Origin of the sequence: Mesorhizobium sp. M7A.F.Ca.US.010.02.1.1 (assembly GCF_004023085.1) — a bacterium.
Classification (GTDB): Bacteria; Pseudomonadota; Alphaproteobacteria; order Rhizobiales; family Rhizobiaceae; genus Mesorhizobium.
In genome coordinates this window covers 56,039-79,861 of the sequence record NZ_RZRV01000012.1, presented here as the reverse complement: position 1 = coordinate 79,861, position 23,823 = coordinate 56,039, and the positions used below count along the sequence as shown (strand labels likewise).

At 63.3% G+C, this 23,823-nt stretch carries 18 protein-coding genes and 1 pseudogene; 11 read left to right on the top strand and 8 right to left on the bottom strand.

Annotation, left to right across the window (positions count from 1 at the left end; all coding sequences use genetic code 11):
- The 5 genes from EOA19_RS15405 to ppa form a co-directional block, all read left to right on the top strand.
- Positions 1-525, top strand: a 525-nt coding sequence (locus EOA19_RS15405; protein ID WP_206638043.1) for a TPM domain-containing protein, incomplete at its 5' end; no start/stop codon positions are given.
- Between the two features lie 4 nt (positions 526-529).
- Complete coding sequence (locus tag EOA19_RS15400; protein WP_128304085.1) at positions 530-1,411, top strand: YgcG family protein; 882 nt, start codon at positions 530-532, stop codon at positions 1,409-1,411.
- A gap of 8 nt (positions 1,412-1,419) precedes the next feature.
- Positions 1,420-2,058 (top strand): TPM domain-containing protein, encoded by a 639-nt coding sequence (locus EOA19_RS15395; protein ID WP_023811719.1) that lies wholly within the window; start codon positions 1,420-1,422, stop codon positions 2,056-2,058.
- Between the two features lie 117 nt (positions 2,059-2,175).
- A complete protein-coding gene (locus EOA19_RS15390; RefSeq protein WP_128304084.1) occupies positions 2,176-2,682 on the top strand; it encodes a GNAT family N-acetyltransferase in 507 nt (168 codons plus the stop codon).
- A gap of 112 nt (positions 2,683-2,794) precedes the next feature.
- On the top strand, positions 2,795-3,328 hold the full coding sequence (gene ppa / locus EOA19_RS15385) for an inorganic diphosphatase (protein ID WP_127294141.1): 534 nt from the start codon (positions 2,795-2,797) through the stop codon (positions 3,326-3,328).
- Between the two features lie 321 nt (positions 3,329-3,649).
- On the opposite strand, the gene EOA19_RS15380 is transcribed toward ppa, so the two are convergent.
- Together EOA19_RS15380 and EOA19_RS15375 are read right to left on the bottom strand one after the other, a co-directional pair.
- Complete coding sequence (locus EOA19_RS15380; RefSeq protein WP_023811721.1) at positions 3,650-4,243, bottom strand: hypothetical protein; 594 nt, start codon at positions 4,241-4,243, stop codon at positions 3,650-3,652.
- A 45-nt stretch (positions 4,244-4,288) separates the two neighbouring features.
- Positions 4,289-4,906, bottom strand: a complete 618-nt coding sequence (locus EOA19_RS15375) for a TetR/AcrR family transcriptional regulator (RefSeq protein ID WP_023811722.1) — start codon at positions 4,904-4,906, stop codon at positions 4,289-4,291.
- A gap of 72 nt (positions 4,907-4,978) precedes the next feature.
- Between EOA19_RS15375 and EOA19_RS15370 the strand changes: the two genes are divergently transcribed.
- Together EOA19_RS15370 and EOA19_RS15365 are read left to right on the top strand one after the other, a co-directional pair.
- Positions 4,979-6,262, top strand: a complete 1,284-nt coding sequence (locus EOA19_RS15370) for an MFS transporter (protein ID WP_031213431.1) — start codon at positions 4,979-4,981, stop codon at positions 6,260-6,262.
- Positions 6,263-6,532: 270 nt separating this feature from the next.
- Entirely contained in the window at positions 6,533-8,107 is a 1,575-nt protein-coding gene (locus tag EOA19_RS15365; RefSeq protein ID WP_128304083.1) for an alkaline phosphatase, read from the top strand.
- A gap of 85 nt (positions 8,108-8,192) precedes the next feature.
- Here EOA19_RS15365 and EOA19_RS15360 read toward each other — a convergent pair whose 3' ends face one another.
- Positions 8,193-8,474: a hypothetical protein gene (locus EOA19_RS15360; protein ID WP_245486184.1), complete on the bottom strand. Its 282-nt coding sequence runs from the start codon at positions 8,472-8,474 to the stop codon at positions 8,193-8,195.
- Between the two features lie 197 nt (positions 8,475-8,671).
- Here EOA19_RS15360 and typA point away from each other — a divergent pair, with 197 nt between their 5' ends.
- Entirely contained in the window at positions 8,672-10,501 is a 1,830-nt protein-coding gene (typA, locus tag EOA19_RS15355; protein WP_128304081.1) for a translational GTPase TypA, read from the top strand.
- Between the two features lie 62 nt (positions 10,502-10,563).
- On the opposite strand, the gene EOA19_RS15350 is transcribed toward typA, so the two are convergent.
- On the bottom strand, positions 10,564-11,190 hold the full coding sequence (locus EOA19_RS15350) for a DUF1062 domain-containing protein (RefSeq protein WP_128304080.1): 627 nt from the start codon (positions 11,188-11,190) through the stop codon (positions 10,564-10,566).
- 394 nt (positions 11,191-11,584) lie between these two features.
- Between EOA19_RS15350 and EOA19_RS15345 the strand changes: the two genes are divergently transcribed.
- Complete coding sequence (locus tag EOA19_RS15345) at positions 11,585-12,199, top strand: LysE family translocator (protein ID WP_128304079.1); 615 nt, start codon at positions 11,585-11,587, stop codon at positions 12,197-12,199.
- 4 nt (positions 12,200-12,203) lie between these two features.
- Here EOA19_RS15345 and EOA19_RS15340 read toward each other — a convergent pair whose 3' ends face one another.
- Both EOA19_RS15340 and EOA19_RS15335 read right to left on the bottom strand, forming a co-directional pair.
- Positions 12,204-12,527, bottom strand: coding sequence for a YciI family protein (locus EOA19_RS15340; protein ID WP_023811729.1), 324 nt, complete (start codon positions 12,525-12,527; stop codon positions 12,204-12,206).
- A gap of 136 nt (positions 12,528-12,663) precedes the next feature.
- Positions 12,664-13,225: pseudogene (locus tag EOA19_RS15335) on the bottom strand (peroxidase-related enzyme).
- 135 nt (positions 13,226-13,360) lie between these two features.
- On the opposite strand from EOA19_RS15335, the gene EOA19_RS15330 reads away from it, so the two are divergent.
- Positions 13,361-18,151, top strand: coding sequence for an NAD-glutamate dehydrogenase (locus tag EOA19_RS15330; RefSeq protein ID WP_128304078.1), 4,791 nt, complete (start codon positions 13,361-13,363; stop codon positions 18,149-18,151).
- A gap of 84 nt (positions 18,152-18,235) precedes the next feature.
- On the opposite strand, the gene EOA19_RS15325 is transcribed toward EOA19_RS15330, so the two are convergent.
- Positions 18,236-20,380, bottom strand: a complete 2,145-nt coding sequence (locus EOA19_RS15325) for a TonB-dependent siderophore receptor (protein WP_128304077.1) — start codon at positions 20,378-20,380, stop codon at positions 18,236-18,238.
- Between the two features lie 353 nt (positions 20,381-20,733).
- Here EOA19_RS15325 and EOA19_RS15320 point away from each other — a divergent pair, with 353 nt between their 5' ends.
- Positions 20,734-22,110, top strand: coding sequence for an MFS transporter (locus tag EOA19_RS15320; protein WP_127328632.1), 1,377 nt, complete (start codon positions 20,734-20,736; stop codon positions 22,108-22,110).
- Between the two features lie 45 nt (positions 22,111-22,155).
- Here EOA19_RS15320 and purH read toward each other — a convergent pair whose 3' ends face one another.
- Positions 22,156-23,772 carry a bifunctional phosphoribosylaminoimidazolecarboxamide formyltransferase/IMP cyclohydrolase gene (purH, locus tag EOA19_RS15315; RefSeq protein WP_128304076.1) on the bottom strand — a complete coding sequence of 539 codons (1,617 nt, stop codon included), beginning with the start codon at positions 23,770-23,772 and terminating at the stop codon, positions 22,156-22,158.
- Between the last annotated feature and the right edge of the window lie 51 nt (positions 23,773-23,823).

Sequence of the window (23,823 nt, the reverse complement as noted above, 5' to 3'; positions counted from 1 at the left end):
GGCGTGCTGCTGCTGGTTGCCCCGAACGACCGCAAGATGCGCATCGAGGTCGGTTATGGGCTGGAAGGTACGCTGACCGACCTGCACACAAAGTTGATCATCGAAAACGACATGGTGCCGGCCTTCCGCGCCGGGGACTTCTCCGGCGGTATCAGCAAAGCCGTAGACGACATGATCATGGTGCTGGAAGGAAATCCGGAGGAGCTGGAGGCGCGCGGCGAGCGCAACCAGCAGGCGCCTTTCGATTCCGACGACCTGTTCTTCACCGTGTTCATCGGCATATGGATAACCATTATGGTCGGCAGTCTTGCCGTCTCCATCTTGCCGCCGATCTTCGGCCAGAAGCTCGGTCCCGGCCGCTACCGCTGGCTCGGCATGACCTTCGAGCCAAGCCGGCGATCCTCCCGTGGTGGCTGGTCGTCGGGAAGTTCCAGCGGCGGCTGGTCTTCGGGGTCAAGCAGCGGTGGAGGCTTTTCCGGCGGCGGCGGTTCGTCCGGCGGCGGCGGCTCGTCGGGAAGCTGGTGATGGCATGACGATACCCAGCATCAGCCTGTCGAAACGCGACCGCCTCGCCTCGGCCGTCCTGATTGCCGCGGTCGTGCTGTTCTCCTGTGTCATGGCCCACGCGGCCGACCTGCCGGCGCTGACCGGCCGTGTCGTCGACAATGCCGGCATCATCGATGCCGCGACCAAGGCGGCGCTGACGCGGAAGCTTGCCGACTTCGAGACAAAAGGTTCCGACCAGATCGTCGTCGCGACGATCCCCAGCCTCGATGGCGAGGAGATCGAGCCCTACGCCAACCGCCTGTTCCGCTTCTGGAAACTTGGCCAGGCGGGCGAGAACAATGGCGTGCTGCTGCTGGTTGCCCCGAACGACCGCAAGATGCGCATCGAGGTCGGTTATGGGCTGGAAGGTACGCTGACCGACCTGCACACAAAGTTGATCATCGAAAACGACATGGTGCCGGCCTTCCGCGCCGGGGACTTCTCCGGCGGTATCAGCAAAGCCGTCGATGACATGGTCATGGTCCTGGAGGGCAATCCCGAAGAACTGGAAGCGCGAGGCAAGCGCAATCCCGCCGATGACGGCACGTCCATCGATCCGATCGTTGCCGTGTTCCTGATCCTGTGGGCGACGATGTTTTTCGGCGGGTTGGCGATGGCGTTCCTGCCGCCGATGTTCGGCACGAAGCTGTCGCCGGGCGTGTACAGATGGCTGGGCATGACGTTTCGTTACGGCCGTGGGCCGAGCGGGTACTCGGGCAGCAGCGGCTGGACAACGGGTTCGTCTTCGGGCGGCTGGTCGTCGGGGAGCTCCGGTGGTGGTTGGTCTTCGGGATCAAGCGGCGGTGGCGGGTTTTCCGGTGGCGGCGGCTCATCGGGTGGTGGCGGTTCTTCAGGAAGCTGGTGAGACATATCATGGCAACACGACCAATCAGCCCGCAGGATCATGAGCGCATCGCAACCGCGATCCGCGGCGCCGAGGAGGAAACCGACGGCGAGATCTACTGCGTCGTGGCCCATGCCAGCGACGGCTATTTCTTCCCGGCCGCCTTCATGGCGACCGTGTGCATGCTGATCGTCAGCCTGGCGGTCGGCTACGGTCTGGAGGCCTGGTGGCTGTCGATCCGGCTGCCGCATTTCGTACTCGCCCAGCTCCTGGCGCTTGCCTGCGTGCTGGCCTTGTTGTGGGCGCTGCCCGGCCTGCGCATCCATCTGGTGCCGAGGCGGCTGCGCTACCAGGCGGCGCACGCCAACGCGGTCAAGCAGTTCCTTGCCCGCAACGTCCACCGCACCACGGCGCGCACCGGCGTGCTGGTCTTCGTCTCGATCGCCGAGCGCTATGCCGAAGTGGTTGCCGATTCGGGCATCGACGCCAAGGTCGGCCAGCATGTCTGGGACGGTGTCGTGCGCGACTTGACCGCGCATGCCGGCGACGACCGGCTTGCCGACGGCTTCGTCAAGGCGATCGAGCAGGTGGGTGCGGTACTGGCCGAGCATTTCCCGGTCACAGTGGGCGACAGCAACGAACTCGACGACCATTTGGTCGAAATCTGAGTCCTTCCAGTGAAGCTTCGAGGGCCCTGTCTTAGGTGGTGACCGCCTGTGAGAAAGCAGCCGGCGGGCCGCCGGGACTCTTGCAATCGGGCGATGCGGGTTTATGGTTAACAAATCATGAATACGCTGACGATCGACATCCGGAAAGCCGACCCGCGCGATGCCAGTGCCATCGCCGAGGTGCATCTGGAGGCCTGGCGCGGCGCCTATTCCGGCATCATTCCGCACCGTACCCTGACATCGATGATCAACCGCCGCGGCACCGACTGGTGGGCGAATGCGATTCGCCGCGCCGCCACCGTCCTGGTGGTCGAGATCGGCGGCAAGATCGCCGGCTATGCGACGATCGGCAAGAACCGCGCCCGCGAATTGCGCCAGCAAGGCGAAATCTACGAATTGTACCTGCGCCCGGAATATCAGGGCATCGGGCTCGGCAGCCGCCTGTTTTCGGCAGCCAAGGCGCGGCTGGCCGATCACGGGCTGAAAGGCATGGTCGTGTGGGCGCTGGAAGACAACCAGAACGCGCTTGCCTTCTATGCCGGCGCCGGCGGCCGCGACGTTGCCGAAGGCGTCGAGATCTTCGAGCAGAAGGCGCTCAAGAAGGTCGCTTTCGTCTGGGAATGACAGCCCGGCCTTTCGGCCATTGCGTCTTCCGATTTCAGCCAGCACCATTCGCCGCATTGCACCATGACGCGCCGCCCGCTATCGATCGTCCATCGAGAGAGGGATTTAAGCCATGCGCATCGAAGCCATAGCCAGCGGAAAGAACCCGCCTGAGGACGTCAACGTCATCATCGAGGTGCCGATCGGCGGCGAGCCGATCAAGTATGAGATGGACAAGGAAGCCGGCACGCTGTTCGTCGACCGCTTCCTGCACACCTCGATGCGCTACCCCGGCAACTACGGCTTCGTGCCGCACACGCTGTCGGGCGACGGCGATCCGATCGACGTGCTTGTCTGCAACACGCGCGCCCTGGTGCCGGGCTGCGTCATCAACGTCAGGCCTATCGGCGTGCTGATCATGGAAGACAATGCCGGCCAGGACGAGAAGATCATCGCCGTGCCGTCACCGAAACTGACGCTGCGCTACGAGAACGTCACCGAATACACCCAGCTGCCCGACATCACGCGCCAGCAGGTGCAGCACTTCTTCGAGCACTACAAGGATCTCGAGCCCGGCAAATGGGTCAAGATCGAAGGCTGGCACGATTCCAAATATGCCAAGAAGATGATCGTCGAGGCGATCGAGCGGGCCAAGGCGAGCAAGTAGCTGGGCTTAGGCTCTGCGGAGCATCAACCTCGCAGGGCCTAGGCCTCGCGAGGCCCCTCAACTTCGTCATACCAGGGCGGAGCAGTCGCGAAGCGGCGTCGCGGAGACCCTGGTATCCATGCCGTGACGCTCGGTGAAGTGCGCGGCTAAGCAGAATTCTGCACCGTTGTGGTGTTGTTGGTGTCGCGGCATGGATCCTCGGGTCTGCGCTGCGTCGCTACGCTCCTTGCTGCGCCCGTGGATGACGAAGTCAAAGGCGTTTCGGTCAATCCCGACGTGTGCGACCTGCATGTGGCAGAAGTTCCGTGCTAAGCAACTGATCTAGTTATCCACCCGGCCGAAAGCCGGCACGTTGCCGATGACAGTGCGCCTGTCCTTGCCACAGGCGAAGGTCCGTGCCTTGCCGTCGGCAAGCTTGCGCGCCTGATCGTTGGCGGTGGGATTGCCCGTGGCCAGCACCAGGCCGACGGTGCAGCCGTCGCGGGCGTCCATCTGGCCGACCTTGGCGACGAGCAGCACCTCGGTCGGCTTTTTCTCGTCCTCGGGATTGCTGATCGAGCGGCGATGGATGGCGGCATAGGGCACTGCCGTGTCGCCCTTGGTTTCGATGCGCCATTCGATCTTGGCTCCGGACGAATTGAAGCCGGAAAAGCTTTCCCAGACCGTCGTCATGTCGCCGCCGGGCGGAAAGCCGTAGAACAGCGATTCACGCGCGTCGTCATAGGCGATCAGTACGGGATAGCCGCGATAGCCCGAACAGGCGAGTTCGGCCCAGTCGCCGTCGCCTTCTTCTGCCTGCGCGTAGGTCACGCAGTCCGTTTTCGAATCCAGATCGGTGTAGGCGCTGGAAATGCCGTCGGCTTGCGCCGCCTGACCGAGACCGACCAGAACAAGCGGGATCAGAATGGCACGCATGGCGGTCAATCTCCGTTGCAAGCCGCTGCAGCGTAGCGTCAAACGCTATTTCTTCAAGCTCGCTTCAATCAGCAGGTCGGCATTGCGGGCAACCGCCTGGGCCGGGCCGCCGAGCCCGAACAGCTGGCCGCTGATATAGGCGCCCTCGATCAGCAGCAGCAGGCCGTCGCCGAGCGTGTCAGGGTCTTGCGCGCCCATCGCGGCCGCCATGGCGCGCAGCCGGCGGCGCAGTTCCTGCTTGTTGGCCTCGCTGACCACGCGGGCCGGATGGCTGTGGTCGGGATATTCGACCGCCGCATTGGTCATGCCGCAGCCGCGATAATCCGCCACTTGCGTGCGCTTGCCGATGCGGGTCAGAAAAGCCTTGATCTGTGCGCGCGGCTCGCCGGGATGAGCGGCGACCGCCTCGTCGAAACGCTCCCAATATTCAAGATCGTACTGCCTGAGATAGGAGGCGGCCAGTTCATCCTTGGACGGAAAGCTGCGATAGAGGCTGGGCTTGGTGACGCCGGCACGTTTGACGATCTCGTCGACGCCTATCGCCCTGATGCCGCGCCGGTAGAACAGGTCATAGGCCACATCGAGGATCTTCTTGGCTGCTTTCGGCGGCGCCGACGCATGACCGTCGCTGATGGTCAGATCAATATTTTTGTCCGTTGGCATCGTGTGGCTCGATTGACAATGTTACCGATCGGTACGTATACATACTCCACCTGCAACGTACCGGTCAGTAACATGATAGCTCAATCCCGCCCATTTGGCCAGCGCTACGCTTTCGTCGTGGTCGGCGTCATCTTCCTTAGCCTGCTGGTCGCGGCCGGTCTGCGGTCCGCTCCCTCTGTCATGATGCTGCCGCTGGAGACCAGTTTCGGCTGGCGGCGCGACATCATCTCGCTGGCCGCAGGTGTCGGCATCCTGCTTTACGGCCTGACGGGGCCATTTGCCGCGGCCCTGATGGAGCGCATCGGGCTGCGCCGCACATTGCTGGCCTCGCTGGTGGTGATGTCGGGCTCCACGGCGCTCAGCTTGCTGATGACCAAGCCCTGGCATTTGTTCATCACTTGGGGCGTGTTCTCGGGCATTGGTTCCGGCGCTGTCGCCAGCGTGCTCGGCGCGACCATCGTCAACCGCTGGTTCAAGACCAATCGCGGCCTTGTCATGGGATTGATGTCGGCTTCCAGCGCCTCGGGCATGCTGGTGTTCCTGCCGCTGATCGCCGCTCTGGCGCAGTCGGGCGGCTGGCAGCCGGTTGTCATCGCGGTCGCGATCGCGACCGCTGCCCTGATACCGCTGGTCTGGCTGCTGGTGCCGGAGCGGCCGGCATCGATCGGCATGGTGCGCTACGGCGCCGAGGCTGACGACGTGCCGCCCACTCCGCCTGCGTCACAGGGCAATTTTCTGGCGCACACGCTGAACACCCTGCGCCGCGCCGCCGGCACCCGCGTCTTCTGGTATCTGTTCGCCACCTTCTTCGTCTGCGGCTTCACCACCAACGGGCTGGTCGGCACGCATCTGATCGCGTTCTGTGGCGACATGGGCATCGGCGAGGTGCAGGCCGCCGGCCTGCTGTCGATGATGGGTATCTTCGACCTGATCGGCACGACACTGTCCGGCTGGCTCACCGACCGCTACGACCCGCGCAAGCTGCTCGGCGTCTATTACGGCATTCGCGGCCTGTCGCTGATCTACCTGCCCTATTCCGGCTTCTCGGCGACCAGCCTGATCATCTTCGCCGTGCTCTACGGCCTCGACTGGATCGCCACCGTGCCGCCGACGCTGCGGCTCGCCAACGAGGCGTTCGGCGACCGCAGCGGGCCGATCGTGTTCGGCTGGATCGTCGCCGGACACCAGATCGGTGCGGCGACAGCCGCCGCCTTCGGCGGCACCATGCGCGAGTTGCAGGGCAATTACGAACTGGCGTTCCTGATCGCCGGTATGACGGCAATCGCCGCCGCCTGTATCTCGCTGCTGATCAACACCAGCAAGCCGGCCTTCGAGCCGGAGCCGCAGGCGGCCTGAAGCTTGGCGACGGAGCAAATCTCCCCCTCGAGGGGGAGATGGCCGCGAAGCGGCCAGAGGGGGCGGTCCGACCGGGCTCGGCCTCCTGGTGCAGATGGAGGCTGGCGCTCCATGCGCGGCGACCCCCTCTGTCGCCTTCGGCGACATCTCCCCTCGAGGGGGGAGATCACCCGCCTGTTGATCGTCAGAAAAACTTCATCATTTCGAGATGTCCCTGAAACATTGACGCTGGATTTTGGTGGCACCGTTCAAGCCATCCAGGAGACAGCCGTGAACAAGCTTTCGATGACCCGCCGCGCTTTCGTCACTTCCGCCGGCGCCGTTGGCCTGGCCGGCGTTTCGGGTCTGGCGCTGCCCTACTATTCGCGCGCCAATCAGCGGCCGGCCTTCACCCATGGCGTCCAGTCCGGCGATGTCGACGCAACCAGCGGCATGGTGTGGACGCGTACCGATCGCCCGTCGCGCGTCATGTTCGAGGTGTCGTCGACGGAAAGTTTCGCCAATGCGACCCGCCTGGCGCCGCTCGATACGTCGCCGGCCAGCGATTACACGGTCAAGCGGCTGCTCACCGACCTCGCTTCCGACCAGGACATCTTCTATCGAATGACGGCAGCCGATCTCGCCGACATCAACGCCGTTTCGGAGCCGATCACCGGCCGTTTCAGGACGGCGCCGGCCTCGAAGCGCGACATCCGCTTTGCCTGGTCGGGCGACACCGCTGGTCAGGGCTGGGGCATCGATGAGACAGGCATGAAGACCTACGCCACGATCGGCAAGCACACGCCCGACTTCTTCCTGCATTCGGGCGACACCATCTATGCCGACGGCGCCATGAAGGACGAGGTCGACCTGCCCGGCGGCGGCAAGTGGAAGAACGTCGTGCTGATCGACGGCAAGCGCAAGGTCGCCGAGACGCTGGAAGAATACCGGGACCAGTGGAAATACAACATGATGGACAGGAACGTGCTCGGCCTGAGCGCCATCTGCCCGACTTTCTACCAGTGGGACGACCATGAAGTGCTGAACAACTGGTCGGATTCCAAGGATCTCAGCGCCGACAACCGCTACATGGAAAAATCCATCCACGTGCTGGCGGCCCGCGCGGCGCGGGCTTTCCACGAGATGACGACGATCCGCTACGAACCTTCCGAGCCCGGCCGCGTCTATCGCAAGATCGCTTACGGGCCGTTGCTCGACGTGTTCTTCCTCGATATGCGTTCCTATCGCGGCCCCAATGGTCCGGACATGCAGGATGAGATGACGCCGCAATCGCGCATGCTCGGCGAACAGCAGACGAAATGGCTGAAGCGCGAACTGGCGAATTCGAAGGCCACCTGGAAAATCATCGCCGCCGACATGCCGCTCGGCCTCGTCGTCTGGGACGACGGCACCAAGAAGGTTGGCGCCGAAGCGGTCAGCAATGGCGACAATGGCTTGCCAAAAGGGCGCGAGCTCGAGATCGCCGACCTGCTGCGCTTCATAAAGAATGCCGGCATCAGCAACACCGTCTGGCTGACCGCCGACGTGCATTACACGGCCGCGCACTACTACAACCCGGACAAGGCGCAGTTCCAGGAGTTCAATCCGTTCTGGGAATTCGTCTCAGGTCCGATCCATGCCGGCACGTTCGGTCCCAACGATTTCGACATGACGTTCGGTCCGGAGCTGAAGTTCATCAAGGCGCCGACCGCCGAACAGGGACAGAACCTGCCGCCCTCGGCCGGTCTGCAATTCTTCGGGCTGGTCGATATCTCAGGCGCCAGCGAGCAGATGACGGTGCGGCTGATGGATCGCGACGACAACGAACTCTACAAGGTGACGCTCGACCCGGTCCGCTCGGCATAAGCGCGCTTTCCCCTCCCCCTTGTGGGGAGGGTCGGCGCGGCGGCTTCGCAAAGCGAAGCTGGCAAGACGGGGCGGGAAGCGCCGACTAGTCCGGGTAGCAGACCATGGGGATATTCGGCCAGATGGCGCTGTCGCAGTTGGCGGTGTCCTGCCGCTGCTTGAAAGCGGCGCTGACCGGGCCGGTCACCATCGGGTCGACGCCGTCTGGTGCGTCGGCGAAAATCTGCTCGGCCGACTGTGCCTCCGACGGCAAGGCAGGCCGTGATTCCTTCATCGTCGCCGCCGACTGCGCGGCGTTGGCGGCCAGCAGGACGGCGAAGGCAACGGACGCGATGAGCGGCCAGAATCGGTTGAGTTTATCGGTCATGACGTTTGAACTGCCCGGGCCCCAAAGGGTTCCCGCCTTGGTTAACAAAATCATCTCACACGCAGATGCTTAAGATTTGATGAGTATTTGGTGACGCTCCTCCTCTTTCGCAACTGCGAAAAACCCTGTATGAGCCGCGCAACCGAAAGAGGCAGCGCCTTTTGGCCTGCTGCCTGCAACGCTTCCGAGACCAGAACATGAAAATCCGTAATATCGCGATCATCGCGCACGTCGACCATGGAAAGACCACCCTGGTCGACCAGCTTTTGAAGCAGTCCGGCTCCTTCCGAGACAATCAGCGCGTCGCCGAGCGCGCCATGGATTCCAACGACCTCGAAAAGGAACGCGGCATCACCATCCTGGCCAAGGCGACTTCGGTCGACTGGAAGGATACCCGCATCAACATCGTCGACACCCCCGGCCACGCCGATTTTGGCGGTGAGGTCGAACGCATCCTGTCGATGGTGGACTCAGCCATCGTGCTGGTCGACGCAGCCGAAGGGCCGATGCCGCAAACCAAGTTCGTCGTCGGCAAGGCGCTCAAGGTCGGCCTGAAGCCGATCGTCGTCATCAACAAGATCGACCGTCCGGACGCCCGTCATGTCGAGGTGGTCAACGAGGTGTTCGATCTTTTCGCCGCGCTCGACGCCACCGACGAGCAACTCGACTTCCCGATTCTGTACGGTTCAGGCCGCGATGGCTGGGTTTCGGAAAATCCGGAAGGACCGAAGGACCAGCAACTGGCGCCGCTGTTCGACCTCGTCATCAAGCATGTGCCGGAGCCGACCGTTCATCCAGGCCCGTTCCGCATGATCGGCACCATCCTGGAAGCCAATCCGTTCCTCGGCCGCATCATCACCGGCCGCATCGAGAGCGGCACGCTGAAGGCCAACCAGCCGGTCAAGGTGCTGCACCATGACGGCACCCAGATCGAAACCGGCCGTATTTCCAAGATACTGGCCTTCCGCGGCCTCGAGCGCCAGCCGATCGAAGAAGCGCAGGCGGGCGACATCGTCGCCATTGCCGGCCTGTCGAAGGGCACCGTCGCCGACACGTTCTGCGACCTGAGCGTGAGCGAACCGCTGCATGCGCAGCCGATAGATCCGCCGACCGTGACCATGTCGTTCCTCGTCAACGACAGTCCGCTGGCCGGCACCGAAGGCGACAAGGTGACCAGCCGCGTCATCCGCGACCGCCTGCTGCGCGAAGCCGAAGGCAATGTCGCGCTGAAGATCGAGGAATCGCCTGACAAGGATTCGTTCTTCGTCTCCGGCCGCGGCGAATTGCAACTGGCCGTGCTGATCGAGACGATGCGCCGCGAGGGTTTCGAGATTGCCGTGTCGCGTCCGCGCGTCGTCATGCAGAAGGCCGAGAATGGCGACCTGCTCGAGCCGGTCGAAGAAGTCGTCATCGACGTCGACGAGGAGCATGCCGGCGTCGTCGTGCAGAAGATGTCCGAGCGCAAGGCCGAGATGGTCGAACTGCGCCCATCCGGCGGCAACCGCCAACGCATCGTCTTCCACGCGCCGACCCGTGGCCTGATCGGCTATCAGTCGGAACTGTTGACCGACACGCGCGGCACCGCCGTGATGAACCGGCTTTTCCATGCCTATGAGCCCTACAAGGGCGAATTGCCGGGCCGCACCAATGGCGTGCTGATTTCCAACGAGCAGGGCGAGGCGGTGGCCTACGCCATGTGGAACCTGGAAGACCGCGGTCCGATGGTCATCGATCCCGGCGTCAAGGTCTATCAGGGCATGATCATCGGCATCCACTCCAGAGACAACGATCTCGAAGTGAACGTGCTCAAGGGCAAGAAGCTGACCAACATCCGCGCCGCCGGCAAGGATGAGGCCGTGAAGCTGACGCCGCCGATCCGCATGACGCTGGAGAAGGCTCTGGCCTGGATCCAGGACGACGAGCTGGTCGAGGTGACGCCGAAGACGATCCGTCTGCGCAAGCTCTATCTCGATCCGAACGAGCGCAAGCGCTTCGAGAAGTCGGCCAAGGCGGTCGGCGCGGCGTAAGCTCTCTACATTTTCCAACAATCGAGAGGGGCGGAGCAACCAGTGTTCCGCCCCTTCTTCGTTCACTCACCGGCAGCCGCGATGATGGCCTGCCGATCGGTCTCGCCGGCCAGATCGATGCGGATCGCGATTCCCGCGCGGGCCGGCTTGCGCAGGGCCTTTGCTCCATCCGGGTCAACGATGAGCAGCCGCTTCTCCTCCAGTGCCTGAAGCCGTGATCGCGAGATGCCAAGTTCGCCGGCGAGCAGCCGGTCGAGTCGCAGCGATGTCGGCATTTCGAGCCCAAGCTGGATTTCCAACACGGTCGCGGCTTCCCTGGTGTCGCCGAGCCTGCGCTTGTGAACGCTGACATCGGAGAACTCCTCGACGCGCCCGATCCGGTTGCGCAACGCGATTACATCGAAGGCATGACGATGAGCGAGTGCAGGATCGTTGCTTTCGAGTGCCGCCAGCAGCGCCGGGTCGATGTCGCGGCGGTTGCAGCGCTCGAAAATGCCGAAATTCCAGGAGTTGTCGCAGTCGATGCAGCGATAGATCAGCCACACGTCGATGCGTTTGCCATTGGCGTTGACGCGGAATTTCCCGCTGCTGCAATAGGCCTTCACAGTGCCGCAGCGATTGCAGTTGATGAGCGGCCGAGGTGGGGTTTTGGGTGCGATCGTCCAATGGATACGCAGTGGTCCAGACATGCCGATAAGCCCTTCCCGTCGGGAAGTTCATCAGGCCGGCGATGTCGAGATGCCCATGCGGGCACGGCGTGGCGAGAAGCTGCGGTTTTTGGAAATCGGGTGTCACGGGCAAAAGCCGCGCGACGCGGTTCAGCAGTGCCAAACCGGTCTCGAACCGCCGCCCAGAAGAACACATGGAAAACGAAAACAGACACCGCGAACGCGGTGTCATGCTTGTGTCGGGGGAGTTGGCGAGACCGGCGGTTGCGTAGGCAAAGTGAAGCTCGAAATTGTTTCGCGGCGGCCTTTCTAGCCGCGAGATGCTGGACCGACAAGGGTCTTTTGTCGGTGCTACCGCAGCCGAGCCACTTGCGCTAATATCCGAAATCGAAGGTTTTCAACCAGAGACCCGGTTATGCACCTCACCTCGCTGCTCATCTTCGCCGCCGCTCTGTTCGTTGCCGCGGGCTCGCCCGGGCCATCGATCGCGGCGCTTGTCGCCCGCGTCATCTCGAAAGGATTTCGCGACGTGTTCCCGTTCCTGCTCGCCATGTGGATCGGCGAGGGCATCTGGCTGTCGCTGGCGGTGTTCGGCCTGGCTGTCGTGGCGCAGACCTTCCATTTCGCCTTCGTCGTGGTGAAATGGGTCGGCGTTGCCTATCTCGCTTATCTCGCCTGGAAGATGTGGACCGCCCCTGTCGACGCGAAAGAGGGCGAGATGCCGCGCGAGGATTCTCCGGCAAAGCTGTTCTTTGCCGGCATGGCGGTGACGCTCGGCAATCCCAAGATCATGATGTTCTACCTGGCGCTGCTGCCGACCATCATCGACCTCGCTTCGGTCAGCATTGTCGGCTGGGTCGAGCTGACGGCGACCATGGCCGTGGTGCTGGTCGCCATCGATCTCGCCTGGGTGCTCGCTGCATCACAGGCGCGCAAGCTTTTGAAAAGCAAGCGCGCCATGAAGATCGCCAACCGTGTCAGCGCGACGACGATGGCCGGCGCGGCGGCCGCGATCGCGGCGCGGTCCTAACCCGTCACATCATTTCAATGATCGGCGCGATTTCGACGCTGAAACCCGGATCCATCAGGATCGGGCAATCCTTGGCCTTGGCGACGGCTTCGTCGATGTCTTTCGCTTCGACGATCGTGTAGCCCGCGGTCGGATTGCTGCCGCCATTGTTCTCGACCTTGCCGCCGGGCAGCACCATCTTCGACATGCCGACCGGATTGCCGCCGTCGACCACGGCCGAGCCGAGCTTGCCGTACCAGCCGTTCCAGGCGTCCATTGCGGCTTTCCGCTCGGCCTCGTCGGTCGGCATCTTGCCCGAGCCATGATAGACGTAGAGATACTTCGCCATGTTCTCCTCCCTTGGTGAGCGGCATCGAACCGGCATGCGGTCATGCCGCCTGCCGATCATCGGACCAAACCGGCAAACAAGCAACGAGAATGCGAAACTGCTAATATAACGCTCGACCTGGCCCAGCTGCCGCGCCTCACCGTGCCATGGCGTGGTATTCGTCGTTCGGCCGCATATCGATTGCCGCAGCCACCCGGTTCGACATGTTGAAGAAGGCTGATGTCGAGGCGATGTCCCAGATGTCACGGTCGGTGAAGCCGGCCTTGCGAAGGGTGGCCCGATCGGCCTCGACGATCTTAGCCGGTTCTTCCGTCAGCTTGACGGCGAATTCGAGCATTGCGGTCTGCTTGGGCGAAAGATCGGCGGCGCGGGAATTCATCACCATCATTTCGCCGAGCGCCGGGTCGCCGGACAGCTGACGTACCGCCGCGCCATGCGCGGTCAGGCAATAGTAGCAATGATTGATCGAGGAGACGACGACCGCGATCATCTCGCGCTCCAGCTTCGAGAGGCCGGAATCACCCAGCATCAAATCGTTGTACATGTCGGTGAAAGCGCGCAGCTTCTTGTCGTCGAAGGCGTAGGCCTTGCACGTTGGGGACGAGGCCGAGCTTCTCCTCGCATTTGGCGAAATAGGCTTTTGTCGCGTCGCTCAGCTCTGCCTGGCCAAGGTCAAGCGCGGTGATTTTGCCGGTCATGGGTCATTTCTCCTCGTTGCGCGGCATCTTGTCGCCAAATTCCGATAATTCTTGGCAAGCCGTCAAACCTTTGTCGCCAAACAGCGGTCATCTGCTACCATAGTCGTAAAAGCATTGACGGGAGGGACGTGCGTCATGGCCAGCGTGAAATCCGCGAGCAAGCCGAAGAAAAAAGCCACGGCAGCGACAAAAGCGGAGGAAAGGCCAGCCAGGCTTGCCGACTATCTGCTCGCCCGCGCGCCGGCTGAAGACATCGCCACCTATGAGGTGGCCGACCTCGAACGCGCTGCCGATCTCGCCGGCCAGGCAGTCGCCACTCACAGGAAAGGCGAGTGCGTCGTCGCCGTCGATGCCGATTCGGGTGTTGTGCGAGACGGCCGCCCGATGACGGTTGTCACAGTCGTCAACGACAACATGCCGTTCCTGTTCGATTCCATCCTCGGCGAGATCACCGAGACATCGGGCGAACCGACCCTGGTCACTCATCCGGTTATCGTCGTGCGCCACGGCAAGGGCGGCGTGGAAGAAATCCTCGGCGACGGCAATTTCGCCAAGGACGATGGCAGCCACGACAGGCTGAGCGTCATCCATGTCCACATCCCACGGCTGACATCCGAGCAGGCGAGCGGATTGAGCGAGCGGCTGCGCAAGATCCTTGGCCAGGTTCATGCCGCCGTTCACGACTGGAGGCCAATGCTGGCCCGCCTCGATCAGGCGATCTCGGAATTCCGCTATACGGCCGTGCCGCTCGACAAGAAGAGCGTTGCCGAGGCCCTCGCCTTCCTGGAGTGGCTGCGCGACGACAATTTCACCTTCCTTGGCATGCGCGAGTTCAAATACACCGGCGGCGAGGAAAGCGGCACGCTTGAGCGCGCCGAAAAGCCCGGCCTCGGCATCCTGTCCGACCCCGACGTGCTGGTGCTCAGGCGCGGCACCGAAGCGGTGACGACGACGCCGGAGATCCGCGCCTTCCTGCATGGGCCGGAGCCCCTGATCGTCACCAAGGCCAATGCCAAGTCTTCCGTGCACCGCCGCATCTATCTCGACTATATCGGCGTCAAGACCTACACCGCCAAGGGCACGCTCGCGGGCGAATTGCGCATCGTCGGCCTGTTCACCTCGACCGCCTACACGCGCTCGGTGATGAAGATCCCATATCTCAGGTCCAAGGCCGAAACCATCATCGCCAAGTCCGGCTTCGACCGGCACGATCATTCCGGCAAGGCGCTGATCAATGTCCTGGAAAGCTATCCGCGCGACGAATTATTCCAGGTGCCGGTGCCGGTGCTGAGGAAGCATGCAGCGGCCATTCTCGGCCTTGTCGAGCGGCCGCGGGTGCGGGCGCTGGTACGCGCCGACCAGTTCGACCGTTTCGTCTCGATCCTCGTCTTCGTGCCGCGCGACCGTTACGACAGCGTCGTGCGCGAGAAGATCGGCTCGTATCTGAAGACCGTATTCGAAGGCCGGCTGTCGGCGTACTACCCGGCCTTCCCCGAGGGCGGGCTGGCGCGCGTGCACTTCATCATCGGCCGCTCCGGCGGCAAGACGCCGAAGGTCGAGCAAGCGACGATTGAGGCGGCGATCCGCGACATCGTGCGTACCTGGGAGGACGCCCTTTCCGATGCGGCCGAGGCCAGTGGCGGCGACCAGGCTTTGAAGGCGATCGCCGCGCGGCTGCCGGAAAGCTACCGCGATTCGTTCAGCGCGGCGGTGGCGCTGGCCGACGCCGGGCGTATCGCCAGGATCAGCGCCGGCAATCCGATCGCCATCGACTATTATCGCCACGCCGAGCAGAAGCCGCACCAGGCGGCGCTGAAGATCTATCACCACGGCAGTCCTGTGGCGCTGTCGCGCCGGGTGCCGGTGCTGGAAAACATCGGCTTCCGCGTCATCAGCGAGCGCACTTTCGAGGTTGGCGATGACCAGTCCAGCTTAGTCTTCATTCATGACATGGAACTGGAGAACAGCTACGGCAAGCCGATCGACCTGACCGATGGCGGCGCGCTGTTCGAGGACGCATTCCTCTCAGTCTGGCGCGGCGACGTCGACAATGACGGCTATAACGGCCTCGCCCAGACCGCCGGCCTGTGGTCTGGCGAGATCACCATCCTGCGCGCCTATGGCCGCTATCTGCAGCAGGTGGGCATTCCGCAAAGCCAGGATTTCATCGCCGCCGCGCTCAACCGCTATCCCGACATCGCGCGCGGCCTGCATGCGCTGTTCATCGCCCGGCTTGGCCCGACAGCCGAGGCCGAAGGCATGGTGGCGGCAAAGCACCTCAAGGCCAAGATCAAGGATGCGCTGGAAGACGTTCCCAACATCGACGACGACACCATCATTCGGCGCTATCTCAATCTGATCGAAGCCTCGCTGCGCACCAATCATTTCGTTGCCGATACGAAAGAAAAGGGCCAGTCGCTGGCGATCAAGCTCGATTCGCACGCGGTCGAGGGCTTGCCGGCGCCGCGACCGTGGCGGGAGATCTTCGTCTACGGTTCCGAGGTCGAAGGCCTGCATCTGCGCTTCGGTCCGGTGGCGCGCGGCGGTCTGCGCTGGTCGGACCGCGCCCAGGACTATCGCACCGAGGTGCTTGGCCTGGTCAAGGCACAGCAGGTCAAGAATGCCGTCATCGTGCCGGTCGGCGCCAAGGGCGGCTTTTATCCGAAGAAGCTCCCGATGAGCGCCGGCCGCGACGCGATCTTCGAGGCCGGCACCTCGGCCTACAAGAACTTCGTCTCCAGCCTGCTGTCGATCACCGACAATATCGGCCTCGACGGTGTCATCCCGCCGGCCGGCGTCATCAGACGCGACCCGGACGATCCGTATTTCGTCGTTGCCGCCGACAAGGGCACGGCGACCTTCTCCGACACCGCCAACGCGATCTCGGAGAAGCACGGCTTCTGGCTCGACGACGCCTTCGCCAGCGGCGGCTCTGCCGGCTACGACCACAAGAAGATGGGCATCACCGCCAAGGGCGCCTGGGAAGCGGTCAAGCGGCATTTCCGCGAGATCAACCGCGATATCCAGACCTCGTCCTTCACCGTCGTCGGTGTCGGCGACATGTCGGGCGACGTGTTCGGCAACGGCATGCTTTTGTCGCCGAAAACCCGGCTGATCGCCGCCTTCGACCATCGCGATATCTTCATCGACCCCGATCCCGACATGGCAGCCTCGATGGCCGAGCGCGAGCGCATGTTCGCGCTGCCGCGTTCGAGCTGGCAGGACTATGACAAGACGAAACTGTCGGAAGGCGGCATCATCGTCTCTCGCAACCAGAAATCGATCACCTTGCCGGCGGCGGCGGCGGCGGCGATCGGCCTGGCCAAGACCACCGCCACGCCGGTCGAGATCATGACCGCCATCCTCAAGGCGTCGGTCGATCTCCTGTGGTTCGGCGGCATCGGCACCTATTTGCGGGCATCGACCGAAACCAATGCCGAAGTCGGCGACCGCGCCAACGATGCCATTCGCATCACCGCGCTCGACGTGCGCGCCAAGGTGATCGGCGAGGGCGCCAATCTCGGCGTCACGCAGCGGGCGCGCATCGAGTTCGGCCTAAATGGCGGCCGCTGCAATTCCGACGCCATCGACAATTCGGGCGGCGTCAACTGTTCCGACGTCGAGGTCAACATCAAGATCGCGCTTGCGTCCGCCATGCGCAAGGGGTCGTTGACGCGCCCGGCACGCAACAAGCTGCTGGCCGAGATGACCGACGAGGTCGGCTCGCTGGTGCTGTCCAACAACTACCAGCAGACGCTGGCGCTTTCGATTGCCCGCAAGCGCGGCCTCGCCGACATCGCGCATCAGAGCCGTTTCATGACGGCGCTGGAGGCGCGTGGCCTGCTCGACCGTGCCGTGGAGACGCTGCCGTCACCGGCGGCACTTGCCGAGCGCGAAGCGCGCGGCGAACCCCTGACCAGGGCCGAACTTGGCGTGCTGCTCGCCTATGCCAAGATCGTGCTGTTTTCCGACATCGTCGCCAGCGACGTGCCTGATGACGCGCATTTCGATCGCGACCTGATGGGCTACTTCCCGGACCGGATGGCGAAGAAATACGCCACTGAGATCCATGGCCACCGGCTGCGCCGCGAGATCATCACGCGCGTCGTCGCCAACGATCTGGTCAATCGCGGCGGCCCATCCTTCGTCAACCGGCTGCAGGAAGCCACGGGGCGCACCGCTGCTGACGTGGTGCGGACCTTTGCCTTGGTGCGCGACGGTTTTGCGCTGCCGGCGCTCTATCGCGAGATCGATGCGCTCGACAACCAGATCGACGGCCAGGTGCAGCTCGATCTCTATCAGATGGTCAGCCGGCTGATCTATGTGACCAGCGGCTGGTATCTGAAGAACGATGCCGGCACGGCACCGCTTGGCCAGCGCATCGCCGCGCTGCAGGACGCACGCAAGGCGCTGGAACCCAAGCTCGTTTCGCTGCTGCCGGCTTTCTCGCGCGAGCGCATCGAGGAGAAGCGGCACGGGCTGTTCAAGAGCGGCGCGCCGGAAGGGCTGGCCGGGCAACTGGCGCTCAGCGAGGTGGCGGAACTTATCCCCGACATCGCGCTGACGGCGCGCACCGCCGGCGCCGATATCGTCGCCGCGGCCAAGGCGTTCTTCGCCGTCAGCGATGCCTTCCGCATCCCGCGTGTCGAGGACGCCGCACGCTCGATCACGCCTTCGGACTACTATGATCAGCTTGCACTGTCGCGCGCCACCGACACGATCGGCGCGGCACGGCGCGGCATCGCGGTGGCGGCACTCACCGGCCACGCCAAGACGGCCGATCCGGTGGCGGCCTGGCTGGACGCCGGTGGCGAGCGGGTGGCGCGCATCCGCGAGCGGCTGCAGGCGCTGACCGAGGGCGGCGACATCACCGTGTCGCGGCTGTCGGTGGCGTCGGGGCTGATGAGCGATCTGACGGGGATGTGAACCGCCGATGATCACCACACGCATCACCGGATGCGTGTGGCTCTTTTCGAATGCCATCCGCTTCGAAACCGGCGTTCAACAAGCTCACCAGGAATGTTTGAGCGTGCCGACGATCTTCAGCCGGTCGCCGTAAAATTCGGTTCCGTAATAGCTGGTTGTCAAATACTTCCGGTCGAACAGGTTCGTTGCGTTCAGGGCCAACGTCACGTCCTTGGTCATCTTGTAGCTGATCGCCGCATCCACCAGTGCGTAGCCGCCAATCGAAGTCGTGTTCGCGTCATCCCCGTAGGTTTGTCCGATATAGCGCACGCCTCCGCCGATGGTCAGGTCGCCACGCCGTCCCTCCTCGGGTAGCGTATAATCAACCCAGGCCGAAGCCAGGTGGCGAGGGACACGCTGCGGCCGATTGCCGGCATTTCCTCCAATACCGTCTTCCAGGATCTCGGCATCCCAGTAGGAATAGGCAAGTGTCAGGTTCAGGTTTTCCGCAATGGCGGCCTTGCCCTCGAGTTCGATGCCGCGGACGCCAACCTTGCCAATCTGCTGCTGGACAACAGGCGTGACATAGGTCGGAACATTGGTTTGGGTAAGGTCGAAGACCGCGGCCGTGAACAGGCCGTCGAAGCCGTCGGGCTTGTACTTGATACCTGCCTCATACTGCCTGCCCTCTTGAGGCTTCAGCGAACCCGAGACCGCATATCCATTGGCGCTTGGCGCCACGAGCGGCTGGAAGCTTTCCGAATAGTTGGCGTAGACCGCGAGGTTCGGAGTGAATTTGTAGGTCAGGCCGGCGCGCTTGGTGAAGGCGGATGCCGTGTCGTCGTCCTGCGTTCCCGAGTCGAGATAGTCCGCCGTCGTATGCACGCGGTCCCAGCGCCCGCCGAGGGTGACGATCCAGCGGTCGTCAAACGTCAATTGCTCCTGGGCATAGACACCGACCGCCTGTTGCTTGACCCGCCAGTTCACGTAGGGGCCGAGATTGATGCAGGACAGACCGCAATAGGTCGGATTGTCGATGTCGATGGGACCGGCGGTGCCGAAGAGGATGTTTTCACGGGTGTTGTCGTTGGCGTAGTCGACGCCGACAAGCGTCTTGCTGCCGATCCCGTCCCAGCCCGTATCGTATTGCAACTGATTGTCGAAGGCATAGCGGTTGGACAGGCCATCGACGGAAAATGCCGTGCGGTCCGCCGTGGGGTCAAGCGACGCGCCGTAGACCTCGGCGTAGTCGAGGCTCAAATGCGTGTAGCGGGCATTGGAGCGGAAGGTGAGGTTCTCGTTGAACTCGTGCTCGAACTGGTAGCCGAGATCGACCTGCTCGGTGTTGAAGCGGTTGAAATCCGGCTCGCCCAGGAATGTGCCGATGTCGATATTGCCGCCAGCCGGGGTGCCGCGTGCGCCTGTGCCATCTCGCTTGTAATAGTCAGTCAGGATGGTGAGCGACGTTCCTTCCTCGGGCTTGATGGTCAACGCGGGCGCGATGTAAAGCCGATCGTCGTTGGAATAATCCCATCCTTGATCGCCATCCTTGGCCAGCCCGGTGAGCCGATAGGTCCACACCCCATCGGGGTCGATCGGCCCGCCAAAATCAACGCCAACCTCCTTGGTACCGTCGCCATAGGACGTGTAAATCTCCCCCTGCTTCTGGTCCAGCGGCCGCTTGGTGATGGCATTGACCAGCCCGCCAGGGCCGTTGAGACCAAAAAGCGTCGATGTCGATCCCTTCAGGACCTCCACGCGCTGAAGTCCGTAAGGCTCGAGACGGCTGGCCGTGAACCAAGCGGGGATGCGCGCCGTGAGACCATCGCGATAAGTGCCGAGCGATGTCTGGTCGAAACCGCGGATACGAATATAGTCGTATCGGTCATCGTTGCCGAACTCGTCGGTGAGGACGCTGGATGTGTAGGCCACGGCCTGCTGGAGGCTTTCGACATGGCGCGCCTCCAGTTCCTTCTGGGTAACAACTGAAACCGAGGCGGGAACGTCGACGATGGGCGTATCGGTCTTGGTGCCGGTCGCCGTATCCTCGGCGACGATCGTTTGATCGGGCCCGACAAGGCGGTCCGACTTGCCGGTGACGACGATGGTTTCCAGTTGAGTTGCATCGTCCGGCGAAACCACCTGGGCCCGGCCGGCCCCCACCACTCCAAAAGATGCCGCTATCAAGGCACTGCCCGCAATCAATCGCCTTGCCTGAGTGCGCGACAATGCCTGTCGACCAATCGTCATCTCTTATTCCCTGTCAGACCAATATCGAGCCGTTCGACCGGCGACTTTCCGGCCCTGCGCGAGCGCAATTAGTCAAACTGGATAAAAAGAGTCAACTTAAATAATCAAGAAATTCGCGCCGGCGGCAATCGCTGCGAAGCAGGGGGTGGAGGACGGCGCCGGACCTTCGGTCCGACTTCGCTCACGAGAAAAAATAAGGGCTTGGTCCGCGTCGCGGACGAAAGCCAATTGCTTGGCTTTCGAACAGTGAGCGCGCGGCAGGGGTAGGGGACGGCACCAAGCTTCGTTCATTGCATGAGCGCATGAAACATGCAGACATGGCGCCCGATACGGAACGGTGCCGGGGGATCATCATGACGGTAGAGACAGTGCAGCGTGCGTCCGGGCGCGGCATCTGGGGATGGATGTTGTTCGACTGGGCGGCGCAGCCGTTCTTCACCGTCGTCACCACCTTCATCTTCGGGCCTTATTTCGTGTCGCGGATGGCGAGCGATCCGGAAACCGGGCAGGCGGCCTGGGGCTACGGCATTGCCGCGGCAGGTCTTGTCATTGCCGTGCTGTCGCCGATCCTCGGCTCGATCGCCGACCAGACCGGACCGCGCAAGCCGTGGATCGCATTCTTTGCCGCGGTCAAGATCACCTGCCTTTGCATGCTTTGGTTCGCGGCCCCCGGTTCGAACCTTTTCCTGGTCGTGCTGTTCTTTTCGCTGGCGTCGGTGGCGGCGGAGTTTTCGACCGTGTTCAACGATTCGATGATGCCGCGCCTGGTGCCGAAGAGCGAGATCGGCAGGATCTCCAACATGGCCTGGGGCCTTGGTTATCTCGGCGGCATGATCGTGCTGGTCTTCGTCGTCGCCTGCCTGGCCGGTTCGCCTGAGACCGGCAAGACGATCATCGGCATCGACCCGCTCTTCGGGCTCGACCCGAAGCTCGGCGAGGACGCGCGCGCAACCGGGCCTTTGTCAGCCGGCTGGTACTTCCTGTTCATCCTGCCGATGTTCTTTTTCACCCCCGACGCCATCAAGGGCCTGCCGATCGGTCCGGCTGTCCGAGAGGGGCTGGCGGAGCTGAAAGTGACACTGGGTGAGGTGCGCAAGCGCAGCGGCATCTTCCGCTTCCTGGTAGCCCGCATGATCTATCAGGACGGCGTCAACGCGCTGCTGGCGTTGGGTGGCACTTTCGCCGCTGCGATGTTCCACTGGTCGATCACCGAGATCGGTATTTTCGGCATCATTCTCAACGTCGTCGCCATCTTCGGCTGCCTGGTTGCAGCCCGTCTCGATACGGCGCTTGGCTCAAAAACCATCGTCATGATCTCGCTGGTCCTGCTCAGCATCGCCACGATCGGCATCGTCTCGACCGGACCGGGCTACACGTTGTTTGGCCTCTGGATGATGCCTGGGCCGGACAGCGGCGGCCTGTTCGGCACGGCAGCGGAAAAAGCCTACATCTTCTTTGGCCTGTTGATCGGGGTGGCTTTCGGGCCGGTGCAGGCGTCGTCGCGATCCTATATGGCGCGCAGCGTCACGGCGGCAGAATCCGGCCGCTATTTCGGCATTTATGCGCTGGCCGGGCGGGCGACCAGTTTCCTGGCGCCGTTCATGGTCGCGTCCGTCACCCTGGCCAGCGGCTCGGCGCGGCTCGGTATGGCGGTGATCGTGCTGTTCCTGGGCATCGGCATGGCGATCCTGGTCAAGACGCCGTATCCGGCGGACCGGCCGGTGGGATAGGAGCGCCTCTTTCCTTCTCCCGCAAGGGGAGAAGGAAGAAGTGCGTCAATGCCGGAAATGCCTGATCCCCGTAAACACCATGGCGATGCCGTGCTCGTCGGCAGCGGCGATCACGTCCTTGTCGTTCATCGAACCGCCCGGCTGGATGACGGCGGTGGCGCCGGCGGCGATCGCCGACAGCAAGCCATCGGCGAAGGGGAAGAAGGCGTCGGAGGCGACGACCGAGCCCTTGGTCAGCGGTTCGGCGAGGCCGGCGGCCTCGGCGGCGTCGAGTGCCTTGCGGGCGGCGATGCGTGAGGAATCGACCCGGCTCATCTGGCCGGCGCCGATGCCGACGGTGGCGCCGTCCCTGACATAGACGATGGCGTTGGATTTGACGTGCTTGGCGATGCGGAAGGCGAATTTCAGGTCGGCCATTTCGGCTGGCGTCGGCGCCCGCGTGGTCACCACTTTCAATTCGAGGTCGTCGACGACGGCGTTGTCCCGGCCCTGGACGAGCAGGCCGCCGGCTACGGATTTGACCGTCGTGCCCGGCGTGCGCGGGTCCGGCAGCCCACCGGTGACCAGCAGGCGCAAGTTCTTCTTCGCCGCCACGATGGCCGCTGCCTCATCGGTGGCGCCGGGCGCGATGATCACCTCGGTGAAGGTTTTTACGATCTCTTCCGCCGCCTCGGCGTCGAGGGTGCGGTTGACGGCGATGATGCCGCCGAAGGCCGAGACCGGGTCGCAGGCCAGCGCCTTGGCGTAGGCGGCTTTCAGCGAGTCGCCTTCGGCAACGCCGCACGGATTGGCGTGCTTGATGATGGCGACGGCGGCGGAAAGGTCGGGGTCGAACTCGCCGACCAGTTCGAAGGCGGCGTCGGTGTCGTTGATGTTGTTGTAGGATAGCTGCTTGCCCTGCAGCTGGCGCGCCGTGGCGACGCCCGGGCGCTTGTCGCCGTTGACGTAGAAGCCGGCGCTCTGATGCGGGTTCTCGCCATAGCGCATCACCTCGACCAACCTGCCGCCAAAGGCGCGCCATGTCGGATGTTCGATCTCGAGCGCCTCGGCGAACCAGCCGGAGATCGCCGCGTCATAGCTGGCGGTGCGGGCAAAGGCCTTGGCCGCCAGCTTCTTGCGGAAATCCAGCGAAAGCGAGCCGATGGTCATCTCCAGCGCATTCAGCACCGAGGCGTAATCGCCGGGGTCGGTGACGATGGCGACATAGGCGTGGTTCTTGGCCGAGGCGCGGATCATCGCCGGCCCGCCAATGTCGATGTTTTCGACGATCGACGCGTAGTCGGCGCCGGAGCGGCGGACCTCCTCGAACGGATAGAGATTGGAGACGACGAGATCGATCGGCTCGATGCCGTATTTGCGCATTGCCGCGGAATGCTCCGGATCGTCGCGCACGCCAAGCAGCGCGCCATGCACCCCAGGATGCAAGGTCTTGACGCGGCCGTCCATGATCTCGGGGAAACCGGTGAGCTCGGAGACGTCGCGCACCGGAAGGCCCGCGTCAGCGATCGCCTTTGCCGTGCCGCCGGTCGAGACCAGCTCTACGCCTGCGGCTGCCAGCGCTTTGGCGAAATCGATGAGGCCGGTCTTGTCGAAAACGGAGAGCAGGGCGCGACGCACGGGAACAAGGTCTGGTGCGGGAATGTTCTTGGCGGCGACGGCCATGGGCTGGCAGCCTTTCACGACTGGTGTGATGGATGCCCGCGCCCGTAGCAC

Bases quoted from the DNA above. Each gene is read 5' to 3' on its own strand.
- EOA19_RS15400 (WP_128304085.1), top strand. From the start codon at position 530: ATGACGATACCCAGCATCAGCCTGTCGAAACGCGACCGCCTCGCCTCG.
- EOA19_RS15395 (WP_023811719.1), top strand. From the start codon at position 1,420: ATGGCAACACGACCAATCAGCCCGCAGGATCATGAGCGCATCGCAACC.
- EOA19_RS15390 (WP_128304084.1), top strand. From the start codon at position 2,176: ATGAATACGCTGACGATCGACATCCGGAAAGCCGACCCGCGCGATGCC.
- ppa (WP_127294141.1), top strand. From the start codon at position 2,795: ATGCGCATCGAAGCCATAGCCAGCGGAAAGAACCCGCCTGAGGACGTC.
- EOA19_RS15380 (WP_023811721.1), bottom strand. From the start codon at position 4,243: ATGCGTGCCATTCTGATCCCGCTTGTTCTGGTCGGTCTCGGTCAGGCG.
- EOA19_RS15375 (WP_023811722.1), bottom strand. From the start codon at position 4,906: ATGCCAACGGACAAAAATATTGATCTGACCATCAGCGACGGTCATGCG.
- EOA19_RS15370 (WP_031213431.1), top strand. From the start codon at position 4,979: ATGATAGCTCAATCCCGCCCATTTGGCCAGCGCTACGCTTTCGTCGTG.
- EOA19_RS15360 (WP_245486184.1), bottom strand. From the start codon at position 8,474: ATGACCGATAAACTCAACCGATTCTGGCCGCTCATCGCGTCCGTTGCC.
- typA (WP_128304081.1), top strand. From the start codon at position 8,672: ATGAAAATCCGTAATATCGCGATCATCGCGCACGTCGACCATGGAAAG.
- EOA19_RS15350 (WP_128304080.1), bottom strand. From the start codon at position 11,190: ATGTCTGGACCACTGCGTATCCATTGGACGATCGCACCCAAAACCCCA.
- EOA19_RS15345 (WP_128304079.1), top strand. From the start codon at position 11,585: ATGCACCTCACCTCGCTGCTCATCTTCGCCGCCGCTCTGTTCGTTGCC.
- EOA19_RS15340 (WP_023811729.1), bottom strand. From the start codon at position 12,527: ATGGCGAAGTATCTCTACGTCTATCATGGCTCGGGCAAGATGCCGACC.
- EOA19_RS15330 (WP_128304078.1), top strand. From the start codon at position 13,361: ATGGCCAGCGTGAAATCCGCGAGCAAGCCGAAGAAAAAAGCCACGGCA.
- EOA19_RS15325 (WP_128304077.1), bottom strand. From the start codon at position 20,380: ATGACGATTGGTCGACAGGCATTGTCGCGCACTCAGGCAAGGCGATTG.
- EOA19_RS15320 (WP_127328632.1), top strand. From the start codon at position 20,734: ATGACGGTAGAGACAGTGCAGCGTGCGTCCGGGCGCGGCATCTGGGGA.
- purH (WP_128304076.1), bottom strand. From the start codon at position 23,772: ATGGCCGTCGCCGCCAAGAACATTCCCGCACCAGACCTTGTTCCCGTG.